Here is a 19,559-nt window from a genome sequence, read left to right as displayed (position 1 = left end):
GGTTCAGATCCCGGGCAGGCCGGCCTGATCGGCCGTCTCGACGACACCGACATAGGGCAGTTGCCGGTAGGCATGGGCGACGTCCATGCCATAGCCGACGACGAAATAGTCCGGACAGTCGAAGCCCACATGATCGGCCTTGATGTTGACGGCGCGCTTGCCGGGCTTTTCCAGCAGCACGGCGGTCGAAACCTTCGATGCGCCGCGCGCCGCCAGCAAATCCTTGGCGAAGGCGAGCGTCCGGCCGGATTCGAGAATGTCGTCGACGAGCAGCACCTGGCGTCCGCGGACATCGCTCTGAACATCGCGCAGAATCTCGACCTGACCCGAGGAGACAGTGGCGTTGCGGTAGCTCGACAGGTGTACGAACTCGACCTGCGGGGTCATGCCGGCGCGGTGCATCGCCCGGATCAGGTCGGCGACGAACATGAAACTGCCCTTCAGCACGGCGACGACGAGGAGATCGGGCGGCGCGCTCGCGGCGATCGCCTGCGCCATCTCCTCATTGCGGCGCGCGATGGTCGCCTCGTCGTAGAGCACCCTGATGCGCCGGGCTTCAGACATCGTCTCGTCGTCCTTTCGCGGCCGACGCGCGGCCGGTCCATTCTCGCGCAGAAGGCTGCGCCTCGTCCATGACAGGCAGGTTTACAGCATCCCGGCGGATCGGCCAGAGCCGGATGGCATGATTGGCTGCGGGAAAGGCTTCAGTGTGCCGCCGCAAGGCCGGTGGGTTTGGCGGAAACGAAGCGCACCTGCACCGATTTGCCGGCTTCGGGCGGCGCGGCGAGCCGGGCCCGGAAGCGCACGAGTTCCGCCGGCTCCAGATTCGGGCGGGGCGGATCGGTCGTCCAGGTGTAGAGCGTCTGGCCGCCCGCATCCTTCACCGCGACCTCGATCGGCGGCATCGGGGCGACGCCTTTGGTGATGTTGGTGATATCGCCCTCGACGACGAGGAAGCGACTTTGTCCTTCCTCGACGAGCCCGCTCTCGATCGAGGTCAGGCTGAGGCCGCGGACATTGACTGGCATCCCCAGCGTCTCGAAGACGGCGGCAAGCTGCGGCGCGGCGCGCACGACAAGATTGCGCTGCCAGGCGAGCAGTCCGATCAGGGCGACGCCGCCGAGCGCCAACGCAATGGGAACGGCGCTTCCGCGCAAACGGTGCACATCAGCTTTCGGCGCGGATTTTCGGCTTTTTGCGGAACCACCGCGCTTGCGCGGCGGGGGCTGGACGGGTTCGGCGACTTCCTCGGGCTCATGCTCATGCTCGTGCTCGAGCGCCTCGTGTTCGGCCGTCACCGCGGTCACCTGCTCGTCGATCTCGGCTGCGCGCGCCAGTTCCTCGTTCAGGAGCGCCTGTGTCTCCTCGGGGCTGGGCGCTTCCGGGAATTCGAGCGTCGGCTCGACATGCCACTGCGTCTGGCACGAGGCGCAACGCACCTTGCGCCCGGCGGGGCCGAGCTTGGCCGCGTCGAGTTCGTAGCGGCTGGAGCAGGATGGACAGACGATCTGCATGGGCTCGCCGGGTCGGACTCCTTCATTGCCGTGGCTTCGGGCGTACGCTAGCCGCCGCATCAGAGCTTTTGCCGCCGATATGTCGCACTTCAAGCCCTGCCGCGCGCAGTCGCGTGCATGCCGCTCCATTGGCGCGATTTATGGTTAACGCTTCGTGAAGACCCTGTGCGGCATCGTCGGCTTCGGGCGTGCTGGCTTTCGGCCAACGGACGCAAACGGGTGTAGGATCGTCTGCATCGAGATTCGCGCGGTGACGCGGGAGGGATGAGCGGTTTGGTTCGGTTCGAGAATGTCGGCCTGCGATACGGCATGGGCCCGGAGGTGCTGAAGGACATCAACTTCAGTATCGAGCCGCGCTCGTTCCAGTATCTGACCGGCCCGTCGGGAGCCGGCAAGACCACTTTGATCCGGCTCGTGCTGATGGCGCTGAAACCGACGCGCGGCCTGGTCAACCTGTTCGGGCAGGATGTCGCGCGGCTGGATGCTGACACACTCACAGCCTTTCGCCGGCGCATGGGCGTGGTCTTCCAGGATTTCCGGCTGCTCGACCATCTGACCCTCTACGAGAACGTGGCGCTGCCGTTGCGCGTGCTCGGCAAGGAGGAGGCGAGCTATCGCGCCGAAGTCGTCGAACTGCTGCGCTGGGTCGGGCTTGGAGAGCGCATGCATGCGGTTCCACCAGTGTTGTCGGGTGGAGAAAAGCAGCGCGCCGCGATCGCACGCGCCTTGATCGCGAGGCCGGAACTGCTGCTCGCCGACGAGCCGACCGGCAATGTCGATCCCGGCCTCGGCCGCCGCCTGCTCAGGCTGTTCATGGAATTGCAGTCGCTGGGCACGGCGGTGGTGATCGCGACGCATGATCTGGCGCTGATGGAACAGTACGACGCACCGCGCCTCGTGCTGGCCGACGGGCATCTGCATGTCGATGCGTGATCCCGACAGTCATGATGCCGGCTACGCCGAGGCCGATTATGCCGATGAGGGCGCGCATGAAGAGCCAGCGCTGCCGCCCAATATCCGCCGCGACCAGCCGCTGGTGCCGGTCGATTCGGTCGCCGGGCGGGCGCTGATGGCGGTGATCGCGATCCTGACCTTTCTGGCTGCGCTCAGCGCCGGCGCCGCCGTGCTGGCCGCGCGCGCTTCCGAGCAATGGCGCGGCGCGGTCGCCAACGAGATGACGATCCAGATCAGGCCCGATTCACGCCGCGATATCGAGGCGGACCTGACACAGGCCGTCGGGCTGGCCGCCGGTGTCGCCTCGATCGAGAGCGTGCGCGTCGTGCCGAAGGCCGAATCGGACAAGCTGCTCGAGCCCTGGCTCGGGACCGGGCTTGATCTTGTCGAACTGCCGGTGCCGCGCCTGATCGTACTCAAGCTGAAATCGAGCGTCGGCGCGGACTTGCCGGCGTTCAGCGCTGCGCTGCGGCGTGAGGTGCCCAGCGCCATCCTCGACGATCATCGCCTCTGGCTGCGCCGGCTTTCGACCATGGCCAACACCATCATCCTGTCGGGCGCCGCCGTGGTCATGCTCGTGCTGGCGGCGGCGGCGCTGGCGGTGGCGTTTGCAACGCGCGGCGCCATGGCCGGCAGCCGCGACAGCGTCGAAGTGCTGCATCTGGTCGGCGCCGACGACGCCTTCATCGCGCGCGAGTTCCAGAGCAGGTTCGTCAGGCTGGGCCTGCGCGGCGGGGCGGTCGGCGGATTTGCCGCGATCTGCGTCATCGCACTGCTCGGCTTCATGGCGTCACGCTGGAGTGCGGCTCCCGAGGCCGAACAATTGCAGGCGCTGTTTGGGGCGTTCGAGATCGGCTGGGCTGGCTATGCTGCCGTCATTCTGGTGGCGATGGTCGTGGCGGCGATTGCCGGCCTCGTCTCCCGCTTCACAGTGCGCCATTACCTGCGCATTCTGGCTTAACGACGCTTAACCAATGCGGCAAAGCTTGACCGGAACTGCCCCCTTAATGCCCGATTGGCGATATAGCCTGCAAAGGTCATGGTTATGATCGGAAGCAGTCACGAGCATCTGCCGGCAGGACGAAACGGGCGGCAGGTTCTGCCGCGGTCGCCGGTTGTGCGGCCAGCGGAAAAGAGCTGGCTGCGTCGCATCGGGGTCGTTCTGGCCTGCGCGGCGGGGACTGCGATGCTGGCGCTCGGTGTCGGCTATGGCAGCTTTGCATCCGGGCTTGAGCCGCATGAGCCGCTGGCGGTGCCGCGCACCGACGCGATCGTCGTGGTCACCGGCGGATCGCAGCGCATCGGCGACGCGATCGGACTGCTCGGCGCGGAGCGGGGCTCGCGGCTGCTGATCAGCGGCGTCAACGAGAAGACCGGGCGCGAGGAACTGGCCAAGCTCAATCCGTCCGCGCGCGAGCTGCTCGGCTGCTGCGTCGATCTCGACTATCGCGCCCGCAACACCATCGGCAACGCCATCGAGGCCAGGCGCTGGCTGCGCCAACATGATTTCCGGTCGCTGCTTGTGGTGACGTCGAACTATCACATGCCGCGCGTCCTGGCCGAATTCGCCCATGCGATGCCCGGTGTGACGCTCGTGTCGCATCCTGTGGTGACCGATCAGGTCGACGTCACCGCCTGGTGGAGGCGCTGGAGTGCGGTCAGGCTGCTGGGCCCGGAGTATGCGAAATATCTGGTCGCAAGGCTGCGCAGCAATTTCGAGAGCGACCCTGAGACCTCGCGCCTTTCGGTTATCATCGGCGGCCGCAAACCGCTCTCGCCTAAGCCTGCGGGGCTGATCGGGCCTGAATATGAGAAGCGCACGCGTCTGAATGGTCATCGCCACCAGGCCTGATCCCGACATTGCCGTCTTGACGGCGGCGGGCCGGCAGGTTCTTTGCGCGCCATGCTGATCCTGCGCTCCCTCGTCGCCAATGTGGTGTTCTACATCAACCTGTCGCTCTGGCTGGTCTTCGCCGCCTTCCCGGCGCTGCTGCTGCCGCGACGGGTCATGTTCAAGGTCGCGACCGGCTGGGCCCGCAGCGCGCTCTTCCTGATGCGCGTCACCGCCGGTCTGCGCCACGAGGTCATCGGCATGGAGAACATTCCCAGCGGCGGGATGATGGTCGCGGCCAAGCACCAGTCCTTCTGGGAGACCTTCGTGCTGGTCGCGATGTTCCCCGAGCCGGTCTTCATCCTCAAGCGCGAGTTGACCTGGATCCCGTTCTTCGGCTGGTGCCTGATGAAGATGCGGATGATCCCGGTCGATCGCGGCGGTCGGGCGCGCGCTCTCGCGCAGGTGACGCGGCGCGCCAGGATCGAACTCGGCGAGAACGGCCGGCAGTTGCTGATTTTCCCGGAGGGCACGAGACGGGCCGCCGGCGCGCCGCCGGATTACAAGTTCGGCGTCGCCCATCTCTACGCCGATCTTGGGGTGCCCTGCCTGCCGGTCGCGCTCAATTCGGGGCTGTACTGGCCGCGCCGCAAGTTCCTGCGCCTGCCGGGCACGATCCGCATGGAAATCCTGCCGCCGATCGCGCCTGGGATGAGAAAGGCCCAGTTCCAGGCGCTGCTGCAGGATACGATCGAGACCGCTAGCGACCGGCTCCTGGCGCAAGGCCGCGCCGAGCTTGCCGCGATCGGGCTCGCCCCGCAGATAGATGCTGCTGACAAATCCTGACAGGAGCGGAGCAGCCGCAGCCTGAATCACCTTGACAGACGTTACGTCCGTTCTCATTTTGTTCTGAACAAAGGAGGAACGGCATGGCCGCTCTCGCTTATTCGCACGCTGATCTTTTCGCCGACGAGCCCGTCGTTTCCGCCCGCGAGATGCCGCTGCGCAGCACGGCTGCTCTCGGCGAGCGCCGCTTCACGGCCTGGCGCGGGTGCTCGGGGCGGCGTTATGTCGCCTCGGTGTTCGCCGGCGCCGACGACCACGCTCTCGGCTTCACGGACGCGGTCCTGCTTGCGGTCTCGGCCGAGCGTCAGGTGCTGGCGGCGCGCGACAGCGGGCCGTTCGGCTTGGAAGCGGCGCTGACCCGCTGGCGGCAGGCTGTGCTGGCGGCCGGCGCCTGCGAAATCCATGTCCATCTGCTGGCCGAGGACGGCATCAGCCGGCGCGCGGCGCTGCTCGACCTGATGCCCGAGGTCTGAACTGCTTCAGGCATTAGGCCGCTTGCCGCCAGGCGCAGATGCGAGTTTTTGCGCGAGATCGGCGAGGACCGGGTCGAACACGCCCATCCTGCGCAGATGCTCATGGGTCTGGAGCACATAGTCGGGGTTCTCGCCCGAGCTGCCGCGGCCATGGCGGACCAGTTCGAGCAGCTTTTCGGGTGGCAGGCGTCCGGCATATTGCAGGTGCTTGCGGTCGGCGACATAGACCAGCGCCCTGACACTGCGCCCATCCTCCAGGCGCACCGGCATGTGGCGCTCGAGATAGACCGCAGTCGCCTGTTCACGGGCGCGCAGATAGGCGACGGTCTCGATTGCGTTGCAGGCCGCCACCCTGAAGGCGAGGCCCCGGCAGATGCCGCCGCGATCGAGGCCAAGCACGAGGCCTGGCCGCTCGGGCGTGCCGCGATGGACATGCGAGAACACGCAAAGCGAACGGTGATAGCCGTGCAGCCGGGCGCCGATGCTCTCCGCGAACGGAAAGCCGGGCTTCCAGATCAGCGAGCCATAGCCGAAGACCCAAAGGTCTTCCGCGCCGAAATCGATCGTCATCACCGCCCCATAATTCGGCCGCGCCGTCCTGATTGAACGCGCACTGGCGCTCGCCTGTCGCGGGAGCTAACAATCCGCCCGCTTTCGCGCAATGGATCAAGCCTGCATGACCGATATCGCCGCCACGCGCCGCCGCAGTCGCTTCTGGCTCTATGCGCCCTTCGTGCTGGTCGCAGGCCTGGCTGCCGCATGGGTCGGCTTCTGGTTCGTCGTACGCGGACGGGTCGCCGAGGCGGTCGATGCGGCGCTGATGCGCGAGGCGGGCCTCGGCCGCAGCTGGACCTGCACGGACCGTTCGATCTCGGGCTTTCCCTTCCGCGTCGAACTGCGCTGCGCCACGCTTTCGCTGACCTCGACGCGCTGGAGCGAGGCGGTCAGGGTCCAGACGGGGCCAGCGCTGGCCATCGGGCAGATCTATACGCCGGGCCTCGTCATCGCGCAGGTGACGGGCCCCCTGCAGGCGACTTTGCCCGAAGGCCGCAGGCTTGATCTCGGCTGGAGCCTGTTCGAGGCCAGCCTGAGCCACAATGCCGGCGATCCCGAGCGGCTTTCGCTGGTCATGACCGAGCCCAATGCCACGCTGAGCGCGGCTGGCCAGGCCAATGAGAGCTGGCGCGCCACGCGGCTGGAGACGCATCTGCGTCGCAATCCCACGCGTCCGGCGGCCGACCATGCCGTCGATCTGGCGATCAACGCCAAGGGCTCGGTGCTGCCGGCGCTGGATCAACTGCTCGGGATCAGCGACGCGGGCGATGTCGATATCGAGGCGACGCTGACGCAGACGGAGGCCTTCAGGCTCGGCCTCAATCCCGATGCGCTGGAAGGCTGGCGCAATGCAGGCGGGCAGATCGAGCTGACGAAGCTGGTTTCGGTCAAGGGCACGGCCCGCGTCGAGGCCAGCGGCCTATTTCTGCTCGATCAGACGCATCGCCTTTCGGGCCGGATTCAGGCGTCGCTGGCCGGCATCAAACAGATCGCCGGCATCCCCGTCGGCGGGATCGCATCGGGTCTGGGCGCGCTGCTTGGCGGCCGCCTCAGCGCGCAACTGCCCGGCGTCGCGCCCGGCCTGACCGCGCTACCGCCGGTGGTGCTACGCGAGGGGCGGGTCTATCTCGGGCCGATCCGCCTGCCGCTTCAGCCACTCATGCCGCTGTATTGAGGCCAACGAAGCAGCAACCACAGTCGTCATTCCAGACAAGCGGCGCGGCAGCGTCGATCCCGAATCCGTCATAGAGTGCGGCGCTCCACGATGGATTCCAGGCCTGCGCTTCGCTGCGCCCGGAATGACGGCGTAGCTGTTCGATTGTGGATGGTCTGGCGAACGAGCACAAAAAAGGGGCGCATTGCGCCCCTTTCATTCTGGTTATCGCGAGACGAATCTCACGCTGCCGGCAGCGCCGCCCTTGGCGCCTCGATGCGGGTCAGTGCTTTCTTGACAGCGTCCTGGACCTTCTCGAAGGCGCGGACCTCGATCTGGCGGACGCGCTCGCGCGAGACGCTGAACTCTTCCGAAAGCTGCTCCAGCGTGATCGGGTCGTCGACCAGCCGGCGCGCCTCGAAGATGCGGCGCTCGCGCGGGTTCAGCACGCTCAAGGCCTCGCGCAGAGCCGAGTGCCGGTTGTCGCTTTCTTGCGAATCCGCAAAGCGGCGCTCCTGGCTCTCGCTGTCGTCGACCAGCCAGTCCTGCCATTCGCCGTCGCCATCCTCGCGCAGCGGCGTGTTCAGCGAGGCGTCGCCGCCCAGCCGGCGATTCATGTCGATGACGTCCTGCTCGTTGACGCCGAGCTTGGTCGCGATCGTCTTGACCTGTTCGGGCCGCAGATCGCCCTCGCCCAGCGCCGAGATCTTGCTCTTGGCCTTGCGCAGGTTGAAGAACAGCTTCTTCTGGTTGGCGGTGGTGCCCATCTTCACCAGCGACCAGGAACGCAGGATGTACTCCTGGATCGAGGCCTTGATCCACCACATCGCATAGGTCGCGAGCCTGAAACCCTTGTCGGGCTCGAAACGCTTGACCGCCTGCATCAGGCCGACATTGCCTTCCGACACGACTTCGCCGATCGGCAGGCCGTAGCCGCGATAGCCCATGGCGATCTTGGCGACGAGCCGCAGATGGGAGGTGACGAGCCGGTGCGCCGCATCGCGGTCGCCATGCTCGCGCCAGCTCTTGGCCAGCATGAATTCCTCGTTCGGCTCCAGCATCGGGAACCGGCGAATTTCATCCAGATAGCGTGAAAGTCCGCCCTCCGCGGACATGACGGGCAGCGACGCAATCGCCATATGCTCGTTCTCCTTCTCTGGCCCCCGCTTCGCGGCAGGCCAACCGCGCGATCAACCTTCGCGCAGGCTTCGGATTCTGCAACCTACCATAACGCGGCAGCCGGATTCCGGTTCAGCGTCTGGTCGGCCACATGCGGCGCCCCCTTGGCCATCCGCATCCGATGGGCATTATATTGCAGGACAGCATGTCCGAAAATAGGCAAGAACGCCAGTGTCTCTCACAGGCTCGCGAGTGAATCTTGCAATTTTGCAAAATCATCGGGCGGCTCGGATTCAAACAGCATCTCCTCGCCGGTAACAGGGTGTTCGAAGCCGAGGATCGCCGCATGCAGCGCCTGGCGGTCGAGTGAGGCCAGTGCATTGCGGGCGCTTTCGGGAAGCCGCGCGGCCTTGGTCGCGAAACCCGAGCCATAGAGCCCGTCGCCGAGCAAGGGATGGCCCAGATGGCTCATATGAACGCGGATCTGGTGCGTGCGGCCGGTCTCCAGCCGGCACTCGACCAGGCTCGCCAGCGGCTCGGTCTCCTGTGTGCCCTTGAGCAGAGCGGGATAGCGCTCCAGCACGGTGAAATGGGTGATCGCCTCGCGGCCGCGCTCCTCGCCGACGACGGCCATCTTCTCGCGGTTCTTGTTGGAGCGCTCGATATTGGCCGCAATCGTGCCGTGCGGCCGGCGCGGAAAGCCCCAGACAATGGCGAGATAGGCGCGCTGCAGCGGGCCGGTGCGGCCGTGATCGGCGAACTGCTTCGCCAGCCGCTGATGGGCCCGGTCGTTCTTGGCGACGACGAGCAACCCGCTGGTGTCCTTGTCGAGCCGGTGGACGATGCCCGGACGCCTGACGCCGCCGATGCCGGACAAGCTGTCGCCGCAATGGGCAATCAGCGCATTGACCAGCGTGCCGTCCTCATGGCCGCCGGCGGGGTGGACGACGAGGCCGGGCTGCTTGTCGATGACGATGAGGTGCTCGTCCTCATAGATGACGTTCAGCGGAATGTCCTGACCGATCGGGTCGGCGGGCTTGGCCGCCGGCATGACCAGCGCCAGTTCGTCGCCCTCGACGACCCTGCGGCTGCCATCGGTGAAAACCGCGCCGTTCAGGCTGACGCCGCCATCCTTGATGACCTGCTGGAGGCGCGCCCGCGAGATTTCGACGGCGAGCAGCGTCAGGGCCTTGTCGAGGCGCTGGCCGGCCTGCTCGGCCGTCACCAGCAAGGTGACGCCGGCCAGAGGCGCGGCGTCTTGATCGTTTGATGTCATGGTCATCAGGGACGCTATAAGGGGCGCGGGCGAAACCCGCACCCCTTTTCGGCGCTGTGCGACGGCTCAGGCGCGAGCCTCGCGCCATATGGCGGTTGCGAGGACGACGAACCAGATCAGCGCGAGCGGCACGGCCGCGCTCTGGATCAGGGCTGCGTCCGGCCAGACGACGCGCAGGCCCGTCAGCAGGAACAGCGCGCCGCAGACGAAGCCGAAGAGGCCGAGCCAGACCTTGCCGATCGCAAACAGAGCCTGGCCGATCGCGGCGAGCCAGAGGCCGCTCAGGATCTGCACGCCGAGGAGTTCGCCGACCGCGCCGGCGTAGCTGTTGATGGCGCTGTAGGTCAGGGCGATCATTTTCAGGGCGACAGGGTCGGTCGTCTTCTCGAACTCAGCGGCGAGCACCGGCATCACCGAAAGCCAGCGCACGATGCCGAGCGTCTTGAACAGGCCGGCTCCGGCCCCGATGAAGGCCACAGCGTCAGGCCACCAGCCGGTGACGCCGCGCGTCGCAAGCCAGCCCCGAAGCGCAAAGGCGAGCGGGATCAGCGCGAGCGAAACCAGGAGATAGGCGCCGTAGCCGAGCAGGACCGCGTCGGCCTCCGCCGCGATCAGCGGCAGCGCTTTTTCGGCGGGCAATCTGAGTGAGGCCGGCCAGCCGATGGCGCGGCCGAGCACGATGATGGGCACTGCAAACAGCACGGTCTGCAGAAGCGCGAGACCGGCGACACGGCGCGCGAGGCCGCGGGTTCCGGTTCGGCGCGGAGCTGGTTCGGCTGCGACGGCGGGGTAGAACATGGCGAGAGCGGACATGAGGGCGGTCTTTCCTGTACGAGGGCTTGCGAGACGGGTTTGGCGATGGGTCAGGCGTTGACGGCGGCGTAACGCGCGGGGCGCGCCTGGCTGGTCGGCAGCGGCGCGAGCGAGGCGGCGATGGCCGCGTCGAGCGGGGTGTGTGGCTCGGGACCGATCAGCGCCTCGAGCTTGTCGTTGGCGAGCCGGAGCGGCTCGCTCCAGACCCAGCGCATCTCGATCAGTTCGCGCAGAAACCCGACGAAGGGCGCCGCAAGATAGATCGAAGGCCAGAAGAAGCGCCGGATCGGAACCTGCCGGCCGATCGCGCGCTGAACGGCGGCGGCCATGCCATGGCCGTCGGGTATCCAGTGGCCCTGGAAATGGAAGACGTCGTGGCGTCCGAGGTCCTGCTCATGGTCGAGCAGGCGCATGAAGGTCTCGGCGAGATCGGGCGCATAGGCCCAGCTATGGCCGATGCCGGGCGCGCCGAGGTCCTGGATCACGCTGGCGCCGCGGCCGCCCTTGGCGACCGCCTGGGTGAACCAGGAACTGGGCACATCGGGGCCGAAGAAATCGCCGGCGCGGACGATCAGCGAGCGCACGCCGTCTTGCGCGGCATGGCGCAGCATCGCCTCCATATCGACCCGGACCGCGCCCTTGTTCGAGGTCGGGTTTTGTGGGGAGGTCTCATGGACGAGCGTTCCTGCATCGGGGCCGAAGACATAGATGTTGCCGGGGAACAGGATGCGCGCGCCGGTGTTCTGGGCGGCGACGATGGTGTTGGCGAGCATCGGCACGGCGCGCTCGCGCCATTTGGCGTAGGCAGGCGGGTTGACGGCGTGGGCGATGACCGCCGTCTCCCGGGCCGCCTGCAGGACGTCGCGGCGCTGGAACGCATCGCCCTTGAACCATTCGACGGCGAAGGGCAGAGCCGAGGCGGCGGCGGCCTTTTCGGGATCGCGCGCAAGGGCGCGGATGGCATAGCCGCGACCATGGAGAGCGACGGCAAACGCGCGGCCGATGCCGCCGCTGATGCCGAGAACGAGTGCGATGCGAGGGATGTGAACGGTGGAGGCGGTGTGGGACATGACGATCTCCTTTGCGATGAGCCAAGGATGCCCGCCCACTCAGTAAAACTAAATTGCCTTATCTTGTGGGTCATCTATACGTTTTCGTATGGCTTTCGATGTTTCATGGGATCTCTACCGCTCCTTCCTCGCCGTGGTCCGGCTGGGCAGCCTGTCGGGCGCGGCGAGGCAACTTGGGGCGACGCAGCCGACGCTCGGGCGGCATATCGAGGCGCTGGAGGACGTGCTCGGCCTGCCGCTGTTCACACGCTCGCAGGGCGGGCTGAAACCCACCGTCGCCGCGCTGGCGCTCGTCCCCCAGGTCGAGGCGATGGAGGCGGCGGCAGCTGCGCTGCGCCGCAGCGCCGACAGTACGCGCGACGATGATGGCGGCACGGTGCGGATTACCGCCAGCGAGATCATGGGGGCGGAAGTGCTGCCGCCGATCCTGGCGGGCTTGCAGGAGGCGCATCCCCGGCTCGTGATCGAACTCGTCTTGAGCAACCGTACCGATGATCTGTTGCGGCGTGACGCCGACATCGCGGTGCGCATGCTCAGACCGACGCAAGGCGCGCTGACGGCGCAGAAGATCGGTGAGGTCAGGCTTGGCCTGTTCGCCCATGAACGCTACATCGCCCGCCACGGCGTGCCCGAGACGATCGAGGCGCTGCCGCGTTTCCACGTCATCGGCTTCGACCGCGAGGACCGTTCGGCCCGGGCGCTGGCTCAAGGCGTGATAGCGCTGACCCGGGAGATATTCAGCGTCCGCTCGGACAACGACCTGGCGCAATTCGCCGCCATTCGCGCCGGTCTGGGCATCGGCGCCTGCCAGCATGGCCTCGCTGCTCGCCATCCGGAACTCAAGCCGGTACTGGCCGGGCAGCTCAATTTCAAGCTGGAGACATGGCTCGTCATGCATGAAGACCAGCGCGCCAGCCGCCCCGTGCGGCTGGCGTTCGACGCGCTCGCCGAAGGGCTGAGGCGTTGGACCGCGAACTGAGCTTCTTCAGCCGAAGATGCGGAACTTGGCTTTTTTGTCCTCGACCGGCGGTGTCTCCTCCGGACCGGGATCGTCGGGCGCATGCGAGACCGGGAAGATCACCGGCCGCGCCTCGCGGGGCGCGGCGTCGCCGTTGAGCGTCTTCATCTCGGGCTTCGGTTCGGGTTTGACTGGTGCTGGCGGGGCTGCCGGCGGTTCCGCTGGCTTTGCCGGCTCGGGTGGAGGCTCGATGATGATCGCGGCGGGCTTTTCGGCAGGCTTGGCGGGAACGACGACCGGCGCCCTTGCAGGCTCCGGCGGCTCGGGCTCGGCGCGCGCCTCGATCAGCGGCGTGGAATCGTCGAGATCGGCGAGGACGTCGTCGAGTGCAGGAGCGCGGCTGCCGAGCGTCGCGGGCGGCACAGTCCAGACGAAGGCGTCGAGACGGCCGGAGATCGGCGAGACGGGCATCCACTGGTCGGAGACGAGCCCATCGGCGACCCAGGCGGCGTCGCGCGGCGCGCGCGTCGCCCGCGAGAGCCATTCCCTGACGCGCCCGGCCGAACCGTGCTCGGCCTCTTCAAGTTCCGCCATCAGCAGACAGGCGCGCACGGAGGCGCCGCCGGCGAGGATCGGCTTCAGCGTCGTGCGGGCAAGGGCGAAATCACGGGCGTGGATCGCAGCACCCGCGAGCGCCAGCACGCCTTCGGGGTCGGCCGGGCGCAGCCGCGCCAGCGTCGTCGCCCGGGCGAGCCGGTCCTGGGCGCTGTCGCCGGGGCGGACATCGAGATAAGCGGCGGCGATGTCGGGATGCGAGACCTCCTTCCATGCGGTCTCGAGGATCTTCGCTGCCTTGCGCACATCGCCGCGCTCCGAGAGCATGCGGCCGGCGAGAACGGCGGCGGGCGTCAGGCTGGGGGCGAGCTTGACGGCTTCGAGCGCGGCTGCGAGCGCCTTTTCCGGTTCGTTGCCGCGCGCCTGCAGTGCTTCGGCGGCGAGCAGGACCGCGCGCTGGCGGCGCGCTTCGGTCTTCTCGGCCAGCCGCAGGGCAGCGCGGCGCTCGACGGCGGTGCGGGCCGCCTGCCAGTCGCCGGCGCTGGTGTGGAAATCGAGCAGGGCGTCGTTGGCCCAGGCGAGCGAGGGCGAGCGGCGCACGGCGTCATCGGCGAAGGCGCGCGCGGCGGTCATGTCGCCGCGACGCTTGGCCTCGACGAAGAGGCCGCGCAGGCCGAGCACGCGGGTCTCCGGTTTGTCGAGCATCGCCTTGAAGGCGGCCTCGGCCCGGCCGCGATCGCCCGAGAGCTGAGCGGCCTGCGCCTCCAGCAGCAGAGTCAGCGGCTCGTTCCCGGCGAAACGGCGCGCATCGAGTGCGTGGCGGCCGGCCGCTATGGGGTCGCCCGCGCCGATCGCGACCATGCCGCGCGAGACGGCCTCGAAGCCGCGCGCACGGCGTCGTGCCCGCGAGGCGAAACTGAATGCTGTCGGCAGGCCCAGAACGAAGCGCGCCAACCCCCAGAGCAGCATCGCCACCATCGCCAGCACGACGACGCCGATCGCGGCGATCGCGACACTCGTCTCGATGCGGTAGCCCTGCCAGAGGACGGAGACTTCGCCTGGTCGATCGGCGAGCCAGACCGCGCCGACCGCGAGACAGGCGAAGACGAAGAGGTAGAGCAGAACGCGAACCATAGACCTCTGTCCTTAAGTCAGCCTGCCGCGCCGAGCGCGGCGACGGCATCCTGCGCGATTTTTGCGATGGCTGCATCTGCCGCCGCGCGCTTCTGCAGGCTTGTCCCGAAATCGGCGCTGGTGCGGCGCGCGGGCTCGGGCAACTGCCCCCACAAACCGGCCGCCGCGCCGATGCTTCCGGTCGAAATCGCATTCTCGAACCGGATCAGCAATGTCGCCGGGTCGTTGGCGCCGGTGTCGCCGACCGGACGGATCGTCACGATGCGGCTGGCGAGCCCCAGCACCTTGTCCTGCCAGCTTGCGGTCGCGGGCGTCAGTTCGCGCGCAAACATCGCGCGCTGGCCGCGAAACTGCGCCAGCAGCGCGTCGCGTGTCGGCGCGCCGGTGGCGGCAACCGCGTTCAGCGCGGCGAGTTGCTCCGGCGCTGCGCCGCCCTTCGAAAGCGCAGCGACATCGCCGGCGAAAGGCTGGCCCGAGGCTATCGCGCTCTGGATCCGCTCTGACAGCACGATGCGGGCCGCGGCGAGCGACTGGGCGCTCGGGCTGGCGGCGGTCTTCGCCAGGGTCTCGACGCTGCCGATACGCGCGGTTGTCTGGTCGAGGCGCTGGCCGATGGCGGTGGCGGCAGCCTCCGCGCGCTGGACCTGCGTGCTCAGGCCGGCGAGCGCGGCGGAATCGGGCGCCTGCGCGCGCTGGGCGCTGGCCAGTTCCGTCGCGCGGGCTCCGGCAGCCTGTGCGTCGGCGCTCGCCTTGGCTGCTGCTGCCGCGGCGGCCGTGGTCTTGCCGTCGAGTGCGGTCGCCGCGCCCTGCAGCCCGTCGATCCGGCTGCGCAGTTCGGCGATCTCGGTCGAGCTGACAGCCGGCGTCGCCCGGCTCAGCGCGAGCATGACGAGTCCCGCGCCGATCACGCCGCCGACGATGCCGGCCAGCGCCAGCGCTGGCCAGTGCAGCCGAGGCTTTGTCTCTTGGGCGGCGATGGCGGCCATTGCAGGCTCGGATGGAGAGGTGTCTGGCGCGGCCGAGCTGGACATGATGGGGGGAGGGGCCTCCGGCGCGGCAAATTCCTGCGGCAGCGCTTCGGTCGGCAGAACGGTTTCGGAGGCGGATTCAGTCGCTGTTGTCGCCTGCGCCGGTTCGGTCGTTGCCGTCTCGATCTGACCGTCTATGGTTGGCGGCGTGCGGTGGGAACCGCGCTGGCCTGCCGCGCGCCGTTTCCCCTGCGCCGGCGACTCGCTTGCAGCATCTCCATCGACCGCGACAGAGATCTCGGCGGCTGGCGCATCTGCGATCTCGCCAGTCGGTGGCAGCGGTGTCGCGATCCGGTTTCGTGCGGAAATCTCGTCGAGGGCGGCGAGCATGCCCGCTTCCTCGGGGAATTCGGCCACCAGCACGGTGTCGGCGCCAGCCGCGATCAGGGGCGCGGCGACGTCTGCCGAGAGCGCGACATGGGTCAGCGCCAGCGCCTCGTCGGTGAGATGCACGGCGCGGGTCAAAGCCACGAAGGTTTCCGCCCCGCGCCGCGAATAGTGCAGGACGGCATCGGCGCCGCCGGCACTGAGCGCGATCGCGGCTTCCTTCGGCAGGATGGCGACGGCCTGCGCGGCATAGGCCTCCCAGAGCACGACCTCGTAGCCGGCCTCGCGCAGCCGTTGCGGCACGTCCTCGTGCCGGTCCTTGCCAACGATCAGGAGCAGCTTCGCCGGCGGCGGCAGATTGCGCCCGATCAGGTCGATCAGGTCGTTGCGGTCGCCATCGGCGCTGCGAGCATCCCCGAAGCCGGCGTCGCGGGCCTTGGTGGCGGTGCGTGCGCCCACTGTGAACACCGGCAGATCGCGCCATTCGGCGGGTGCGCCCGAGAGCGCTGGAACTGCATTGCCGCTGGTCAGGACCACGGCCGAGAACGGTCCGGCTGGCGCGGTCTCTGCCGAGGGCACGATCTCGAACAGCGGCGCGACGACGGGCTCGTTGCCACGGGCCGCGACGGCGCGCGCGCTGCGCTGCGCATCGGCCAGGGGTCGGAGCAGCAGAATGCGCATACGGTTTCCTCTCGCCTCGATCACGCTCATGCATAAATCCCGTGCGGAGCACGAACGCGCAAGCGCCGTCCAAGTTCAGCGCCAAGCGCGGCGGCGTCGCCGACCGGGCCCGACATATCGTCTTCCGCGACAGCGCTGCCATCGGGAGAGAGCAGCAGGCCACGCAGCCGGAACTTGCCGTCGGCCACAGTGGCGTGGCCTGCGATCGGCGTCCGGCAGGAGCCGTCGAGCTCGGTCAGGAGGGCGCGTTCGGCGGCCAGAGCGATGCCGGTGTCGCGGCACAGGATCGGCGCCAGCGCCTCCGTCGCCGCCTCGTCGCGCTCGCGGACCACCACTGCGATCGCGCCCTGGCCAACCGCGGGCAGGAAATCCTCGATCGACAGCACGCCGCTGACCTTGTCGGCGAGGCCGAGTCGCTTCAGCCCGGCAAAGGCGAGCAGGGTTGCGTCGAGATCGCCGCGCGCAATCTTGTCGAGGCGGGTGCCGACATTGCCGCGCAGCAGCACGATCTCCAGATCGGGTCGCAGACGTCGCAGCATCGCCTGCCGGCGCAGCGACGCCGAGCCGACGACGGCGTTCTTCGGCAGATCGAGAATGGTCGCTGCGTCGCGTGCGATCAGCGCGTCGCGAACATCCTCGCGCGGCAGGTAGCCGGCGATGACGAGGCCGTCGGGCAGGGCGGTCGGCAGGTCCTTGGCCGAATGGATCGCGTAGTCGATGCGCTGCCCGAGCTGGGCTGCATCGATTTCCTTGGTAAAGAGGCCTTTTCCGCCGGCCTCCGACAAGGGCCGGTCCTGGATTGCGTCGCCGGTGGTCTTGATGATGTCGAGCGGCAGCTCTCCGGCGTCCCAGCCATGGGCGGTCGCCATCCGGCCGGCGAATTCATGCGCCTGGGCGCGCGCCAGCGGGCTGCCGCGCGTGCCGATAACGAAGCGCCCGGCGGCGCGGTGAACATGCGAAGCTGAAGTCCCGCTCATAGGTCTGCGATCTTTCCCCCAAAACGGCCTTTCGGCCGGCGTTCTGGCCCGGTTGCCGGGGCGGTGCGCCTGCCCCTTGGCCTTATGCTTGCTCGCGCACTATACGAAGGAATTGCCGGTGGGAAACCGTCGGCGCGTTTTCCTGTCGTCCCAGCACCCGTTCATCCCCTCGCGAGACCTGACCGACCGATCATGCGTGTTCTGGGCATAGAGACGACTTGTGACGAGACCGCGGCCGCAATCGTCGGTGTCGCGCACTCCGGCGAGGCGACGATCCTGTCCAACGAGGTGCTGAGTCAGATCGCCGCACATGCGGCCTACGGCGGCGTCGTGCCGGAGATCGCGGCGCGCGCCCATGTCGAGGCGATCGACCGGATCGTGGCGCGCGCCTTCGCCAATGCAGGGCTCAGGCCGGCCGAGATCGACGCGGTCGCGGCGGCCGCCGGGCCGGGGCTGGTCGGCGGCGTCATGGTCGGGCTGACTACGGGCAAGGCGATCGCTCTGGTCACGGGCAAGCCCTTCATCGCGGTCAATCATCTTGAGGCGCATGCGTTGACGGCGCGGCTGACCGACAGTCTGGCTTTTCCTTACCTGCTGCTGCTGGTCTCGGGCGGGCATACGCAGTTGCTCGCCGTGCGCGGCGTCGGCGACTATCTCAAGCTCGGCGGCACGATCGACGACGCGGTCGGCGAGGCCTTCGACAAGATCGCCAAAATGTTCGGGCTGCCCTATCCCGGCGGTCCCTCGGTCGAGCGCGAGGCGGAAAAGGGTGATCCCGAGCGCTTCGATTTCCCGCGCCCGATGAACGGGCGGCCCAATCCCGATTTCTCGCTCTCGGGCCTCAAGACGGCTGTCAGGTTGGTGGCCGAGCGTATCGCGCCTCTGTCGGACCGCGATGTCGCCGATCTCTGCGCTTCGTTCCAGGCTGCCGTCGTCGATGTCATGGTCGACCGGACGCGGGCGGGTCTGCGTGCCTGTCGGGCAGCCGGCATCACGCCGTCCGCGCTGGTCGTGGCCGGGGGCGTTGCGGCCAATCAGCCGATCCGGCGCGGCCTGACCCGGCTTGCGACCGAGGCCGGGCTGCCGATGGTCGCGCCGCCATTGGCGCTATGCGGAGACAATGGCGCGATGATCGCATGGGCCGGGCTGGAGCGGCTGCGCCTCGGGCTGATCGACGACATGAGCGCAGTGGCGCGGCCGCGCTGGCCGCTCGATGAGATCAGGGCGCAGGCCGTCAAAGGCGACGATCGCGGCCCCCAGAACGGTGAGACCCAAGAGATCAAGGCCGAAGGATGAGCGGGGCTGCGGATTTCGCGACCATCGGCATCGTCGGCGGCGGTTCCTATGGTGCGGCGCTGGCGCTGGCGGCGGCAAGGGCGGGGCGGGAGGTGCTGTTCTGGGCGCGCGATCCCGCCACGGTCGCGGCGATCAGGACGACGCGCGAGACGCCGCATCTGCCGGGCGTGACGATGCCGGAGATGATCATGCCGACAACGTCGATCGCCGATCTCGCATCGGTCTCGGCGCTCGTCGTTGCGGTGCCGACCCAGTCGCTGCGAAGCGTTTGCGGGCTGCTGGCGCAGGCGCTACCCGTGGGCCGTCCGCTCGTGTCCGCCGCCAAGGGCATCGAGCAGGCGACCGGGCTGTTTGCAACGCAGGTGATCGGCGAGGCCTGGCCTGGCTCGCCGGCGGCGATCCTCTCGGGTCCGAGCTTTGCGACCGATATCGGGCGTGGGCTACCGACCGCCGTGACGTTGGCGGCGCAGGACGCCGGTCTGGCCGAAGGGCTGGCGCAGGCGCTGACCTCCTCGGCCTTTCGAATCTACCACAGCGGCGATCCGCGCGGCGTCGAGATCGGCGGCGCAGCCAAGAACGTGCTCGCGATCGCTGCGGGAATCGTAATCGGACTTGGGTTCGGCGAGAGCGCGCGCGCGGCGCTGGTGGCGCGCGGCTTTGCCGAGTTGCGGCGTTTCGGCGAGGCCCATGGCGCTACGCCCGAGACGCTGATGGGGCTATCGGGGCTGGGCGATGTCGTGCTCAGTTGCGCCTCCGTGCAGTCGCGCAATTTTTCGTTCGGACTGGCGCTGGGACAAGGCCGCCCTGTCGCGGAGGCGTCGGGCGGGAAGCTCGCCGAGGGAGCGTTCACCGCGCCGGCGCTGGTGCGGATGGCGCTGGCGCAGGGCCTGGAGATGCCGATCGCCGGAGCGGTCGCAGAGATCATCGCTGGGCGCAGCGGCGTGCGTGAAGCGGTGGCGGGGCTGCTGGCGCGGCCGATCCGCGCGGAACTGTGAGGAG

19 protein-coding genes are annotated in these 19,559 nt (G+C 68.2%); 9 read left to right on the top strand and 10 right to left on the bottom strand.

The genetic code is table 11. From position 1 onward, the window contains the following. Positions 1 to 3: 3 nt before the first annotated feature. Together hpt and AC1DZY_RS03260 are read right to left on the bottom strand one after the other, a co-directional pair. Entirely contained in the window at positions 4 to 564 is a 561-nt protein-coding gene (gene hpt, locus AC1DZY_RS03265) for a hypoxanthine phosphoribosyltransferase (protein WP_476818615.1), read from the bottom strand. A gap of 140 nt (positions 565 to 704) precedes the next feature. Then, positions 705 to 1,514, bottom strand: a complete 810-nt coding sequence (locus AC1DZY_RS03260; RefSeq protein WP_476818614.1) for a zinc-ribbon domain-containing protein — start codon at positions 1,512 to 1,514, stop codon at positions 705 to 707. A gap of 264 nt (positions 1,515 to 1,778) precedes the next feature. Between AC1DZY_RS03260 and ftsE the strand changes: the two genes are divergently transcribed. The 5 genes from ftsE (at position 1,779) to AC1DZY_RS03235 (ending at position 5,618) form a co-directional block, all read left to right on the top strand. Further along, positions 1,779 to 2,447 (top strand): cell division ATP-binding protein FtsE, encoded by a 669-nt coding sequence (gene ftsE, locus AC1DZY_RS03255; protein WP_476818613.1) that lies wholly within the window; start codon positions 1,779 to 1,781, stop codon positions 2,445 to 2,447. Beyond that, positions 2,440 to 3,429 (top strand): cell division protein FtsX, encoded by a 990-nt coding sequence (locus AC1DZY_RS03250; RefSeq protein ID WP_476818796.1) that lies wholly within the window; start codon positions 2,440 to 2,442, stop codon positions 3,427 to 3,429. Before ftsE ends, AC1DZY_RS03250 begins: the two co-directional genes overlap by 8 nt. 225 nt (positions 3,430 to 3,654) lie before the next feature. After that, positions 3,655 to 4,320 (top strand): YdcF family protein, encoded by a 666-nt coding sequence (locus AC1DZY_RS03245; RefSeq protein ID WP_476818612.1) that lies wholly within the window; start codon positions 3,655 to 3,657, stop codon positions 4,318 to 4,320. A 51-nt stretch (positions 4,321 to 4,371) separates the two neighbouring features. Then, a complete protein-coding gene (locus AC1DZY_RS03240) occupies positions 4,372 to 5,145 on the top strand; it encodes a lysophospholipid acyltransferase family protein (RefSeq protein WP_476818611.1) in 774 nt (257 codons plus the stop codon). 83 nt (positions 5,146 to 5,228) lie between these two features. Continuing rightward, complete coding sequence (locus tag AC1DZY_RS03235; protein ID WP_476818610.1) at positions 5,229 to 5,618, top strand: hypothetical protein; 390 nt, start codon at positions 5,229 to 5,231, stop codon at positions 5,616 to 5,618. 6 nt (positions 5,619 to 5,624) lie between these two features. Here AC1DZY_RS03235 and AC1DZY_RS03230 read toward each other — a convergent pair whose 3' ends face one another. After that, a complete protein-coding gene (locus AC1DZY_RS03230; RefSeq protein WP_476818609.1) occupies positions 5,625 to 6,188 on the bottom strand; it encodes a gamma-glutamylcyclotransferase in 564 nt (187 codons plus the stop codon). 106 nt (positions 6,189 to 6,294) lie between these two features. On the opposite strand from AC1DZY_RS03230, the gene AC1DZY_RS03225 reads away from it, so the two are divergent. Continuing rightward, positions 6,295 to 7,347, top strand: a complete 1,053-nt coding sequence (locus AC1DZY_RS03225; protein ID WP_476818608.1) for a DUF2125 domain-containing protein — start codon at positions 6,295 to 6,297, stop codon at positions 7,345 to 7,347. A gap of 221 nt (positions 7,348 to 7,568) precedes the next feature. On the opposite strand, the gene rpoH is transcribed toward AC1DZY_RS03225, so the two are convergent. The 4 genes from rpoH to AC1DZY_RS03205 all read right to left on the bottom strand — a co-directional run bounded on the left by rpoH (position 7,569) and on the right by AC1DZY_RS03205 (position 11,604). Beyond that, positions 7,569 to 8,465, bottom strand: coding sequence for an RNA polymerase sigma factor RpoH (rpoH, locus tag AC1DZY_RS03220; protein ID WP_476818607.1), 897 nt, complete (start codon positions 8,463 to 8,465; stop codon positions 7,569 to 7,571). Between the two features lie 218 nt (positions 8,466 to 8,683). After that, positions 8,684 to 9,727, bottom strand: a complete 1,044-nt coding sequence (locus AC1DZY_RS03215; protein ID WP_476818606.1) for an RluA family pseudouridine synthase — start codon at positions 9,725 to 9,727, stop codon at positions 8,684 to 8,686. Between the two features lie 60 nt (positions 9,728 to 9,787). Beyond that, positions 9,788 to 10,534, bottom strand: coding sequence for a hypothetical protein (locus AC1DZY_RS03210; RefSeq protein ID WP_476818605.1), 747 nt, complete (start codon positions 10,532 to 10,534; stop codon positions 9,788 to 9,790). Between the two features lie 50 nt (positions 10,535 to 10,584). Continuing rightward, complete coding sequence (locus AC1DZY_RS03205; RefSeq protein WP_476818604.1) at positions 10,585 to 11,604, bottom strand: NAD-dependent epimerase/dehydratase family protein; 1,020 nt, start codon at positions 11,602 to 11,604, stop codon at positions 10,585 to 10,587. 88 nt (positions 11,605 to 11,692) lie between these two features. Between AC1DZY_RS03205 and AC1DZY_RS03200 the strand changes: the two genes are divergently transcribed. After that, entirely contained in the window at positions 11,693 to 12,583 is an 891-nt protein-coding gene (locus AC1DZY_RS03200; RefSeq protein WP_476818603.1) for a LysR family transcriptional regulator, read from the top strand. A 6-nt stretch (positions 12,584 to 12,589) separates the two neighbouring features. Here AC1DZY_RS03200 and AC1DZY_RS03195 read toward each other — a convergent pair whose 3' ends face one another. The 3 genes from AC1DZY_RS03195 to hemC are packed head-to-tail and all read right to left on the bottom strand — an operon-like array spanning position 12,590 to position 17,264. Then, positions 12,590 to 14,251: a heme biosynthesis HemY N-terminal domain-containing protein gene (locus AC1DZY_RS03195; protein ID WP_476818602.1), complete on the bottom strand. Its 1,662-nt coding sequence runs from the start codon at positions 14,249 to 14,251 to the stop codon at positions 12,590 to 12,592. A 17-nt stretch (positions 14,252 to 14,268) separates the two neighbouring features. Then, positions 14,269 to 16,317, bottom strand: coding sequence for a uroporphyrinogen-III synthase (locus tag AC1DZY_RS03190; protein ID WP_476818601.1), 2,049 nt, complete (start codon positions 16,315 to 16,317; stop codon positions 14,269 to 14,271). Beyond that, positions 16,314 to 17,264, bottom strand: a complete 951-nt coding sequence (hemC, locus tag AC1DZY_RS03185; protein ID WP_476818600.1) for a hydroxymethylbilane synthase — start codon at positions 17,262 to 17,264, stop codon at positions 16,314 to 16,316. The genes AC1DZY_RS03190 and hemC overlap by 4 nt, the downstream gene beginning before the upstream one ends. Before the next feature lie 192 nt (positions 17,265 to 17,456). Here hemC and tsaD point away from each other — a divergent pair, with 192 nt between their 5' ends. Both tsaD and AC1DZY_RS03175 read left to right on the top strand, forming a co-directional pair. Then, positions 17,457 to 18,560 carry a tRNA (adenosine(37)-N6)-threonylcarbamoyltransferase complex transferase subunit TsaD gene (gene tsaD, locus AC1DZY_RS03180; RefSeq protein WP_476818599.1) on the top strand — a complete coding sequence of 368 codons (1,104 nt, stop codon included), beginning with the start codon at positions 17,457 to 17,459 and terminating at the stop codon, positions 18,558 to 18,560. Then, entirely contained in the window at positions 18,557 to 19,555 is a 999-nt protein-coding gene (locus AC1DZY_RS03175) for an NAD(P)H-dependent glycerol-3-phosphate dehydrogenase (RefSeq protein ID WP_476818598.1), read from the top strand. The genes tsaD and AC1DZY_RS03175 overlap by 4 nt, the downstream gene beginning before the upstream one ends. Positions 19,556 to 19,559 lie beyond the last annotated feature (4 nt).

The organism is Allobosea sp. P2_A10, assembly GCF_056405115.1.
The sequence above is the reverse complement of the archived record's forward strand: the minus strand, read 5'-3'. Positions and strand labels throughout refer to the sequence as shown.

What these genes read in the sequence shown, in the direction of transcription:
- hemC (WP_476818600.1), bottom strand. Translation starts at nt 17,264, where the DNA reads ATGAGCGGGACTTCAGCTTCGCATGTTCACCGCGCCGCCGGGCGCTTC.
- AC1DZY_RS03205 (WP_476818604.1), bottom strand. Translation starts at nt 11,604, where the DNA reads ATGTCCCACACCGCCTCCACCGTTCACATCCCTCGCATCGCACTCGTT.
- tsaD (WP_476818599.1), top strand. Translation starts at nt 17,457, where the DNA reads ATGCGTGTTCTGGGCATAGAGACGACTTGTGACGAGACCGCGGCCGCA.
- rpoH (WP_476818607.1), bottom strand. Translation starts at nt 8,465, where the DNA reads ATGGCGATTGCGTCGCTGCCCGTCATGTCCGCGGAGGGCGGACTTTCA.
- hpt (WP_476818615.1), bottom strand. Translation starts at nt 564, where the DNA reads ATGTCTGAAGCCCGGCGCATCAGGGTGCTCTACGACGAGGCGACCATC.
- AC1DZY_RS03215 (WP_476818606.1), bottom strand. Translation starts at nt 9,727, where the DNA reads ATGACCATGACATCAAACGATCAAGACGCCGCGCCTCTGGCCGGCGTC.
- AC1DZY_RS03260 (WP_476818614.1), bottom strand. Translation starts at nt 1,514, where the DNA reads ATGCAGATCGTCTGTCCATCCTGCTCCAGCCGCTACGAACTCGACGCG.
- AC1DZY_RS03225 (WP_476818608.1), top strand. Translation starts at nt 6,295, where the DNA reads ATGACCGATATCGCCGCCACGCGCCGCCGCAGTCGCTTCTGGCTCTAT.
- AC1DZY_RS03250 (WP_476818796.1), top strand. Translation starts at nt 2,440, where the DNA reads ATGCGTGATCCCGACAGTCATGATGCCGGCTACGCCGAGGCCGATTAT.
- AC1DZY_RS03190 (WP_476818601.1), bottom strand. Translation starts at nt 16,317, where the DNA reads ATGAGCGTGATCGAGGCGAGAGGAAACCGTATGCGCATTCTGCTGCTC.
- AC1DZY_RS03175 (WP_476818598.1), top strand. Translation starts at nt 18,557, where the DNA reads ATGAGCGGGGCTGCGGATTTCGCGACCATCGGCATCGTCGGCGGCGGT.
- AC1DZY_RS03230 (WP_476818609.1), bottom strand. Translation starts at nt 6,188, where the DNA reads ATGACGATCGATTTCGGCGCGGAAGACCTTTGGGTCTTCGGCTATGGC.
- ftsE (WP_476818613.1), top strand. Translation starts at nt 1,779, where the DNA reads ATGAGCGGTTTGGTTCGGTTCGAGAATGTCGGCCTGCGATACGGCATG.
- AC1DZY_RS03245 (WP_476818612.1), top strand. Translation starts at nt 3,655, where the DNA reads ATGCTGGCGCTCGGTGTCGGCTATGGCAGCTTTGCATCCGGGCTTGAG.
- AC1DZY_RS03235 (WP_476818610.1), top strand. Translation starts at nt 5,229, where the DNA reads ATGGCCGCTCTCGCTTATTCGCACGCTGATCTTTTCGCCGACGAGCCC.
- AC1DZY_RS03240 (WP_476818611.1), top strand. Translation starts at nt 4,372, where the DNA reads ATGCTGATCCTGCGCTCCCTCGTCGCCAATGTGGTGTTCTACATCAAC.
- AC1DZY_RS03200 (WP_476818603.1), top strand. Translation starts at nt 11,693, where the DNA reads ATGGCTTTCGATGTTTCATGGGATCTCTACCGCTCCTTCCTCGCCGTG.
- AC1DZY_RS03210 (WP_476818605.1), bottom strand. Translation starts at nt 10,534, where the DNA reads ATGTCCGCTCTCGCCATGTTCTACCCCGCCGTCGCAGCCGAACCAGCT.
- AC1DZY_RS03195 (WP_476818602.1), bottom strand. Translation starts at nt 14,251, where the DNA reads ATGGTTCGCGTTCTGCTCTACCTCTTCGTCTTCGCCTGTCTCGCGGTC.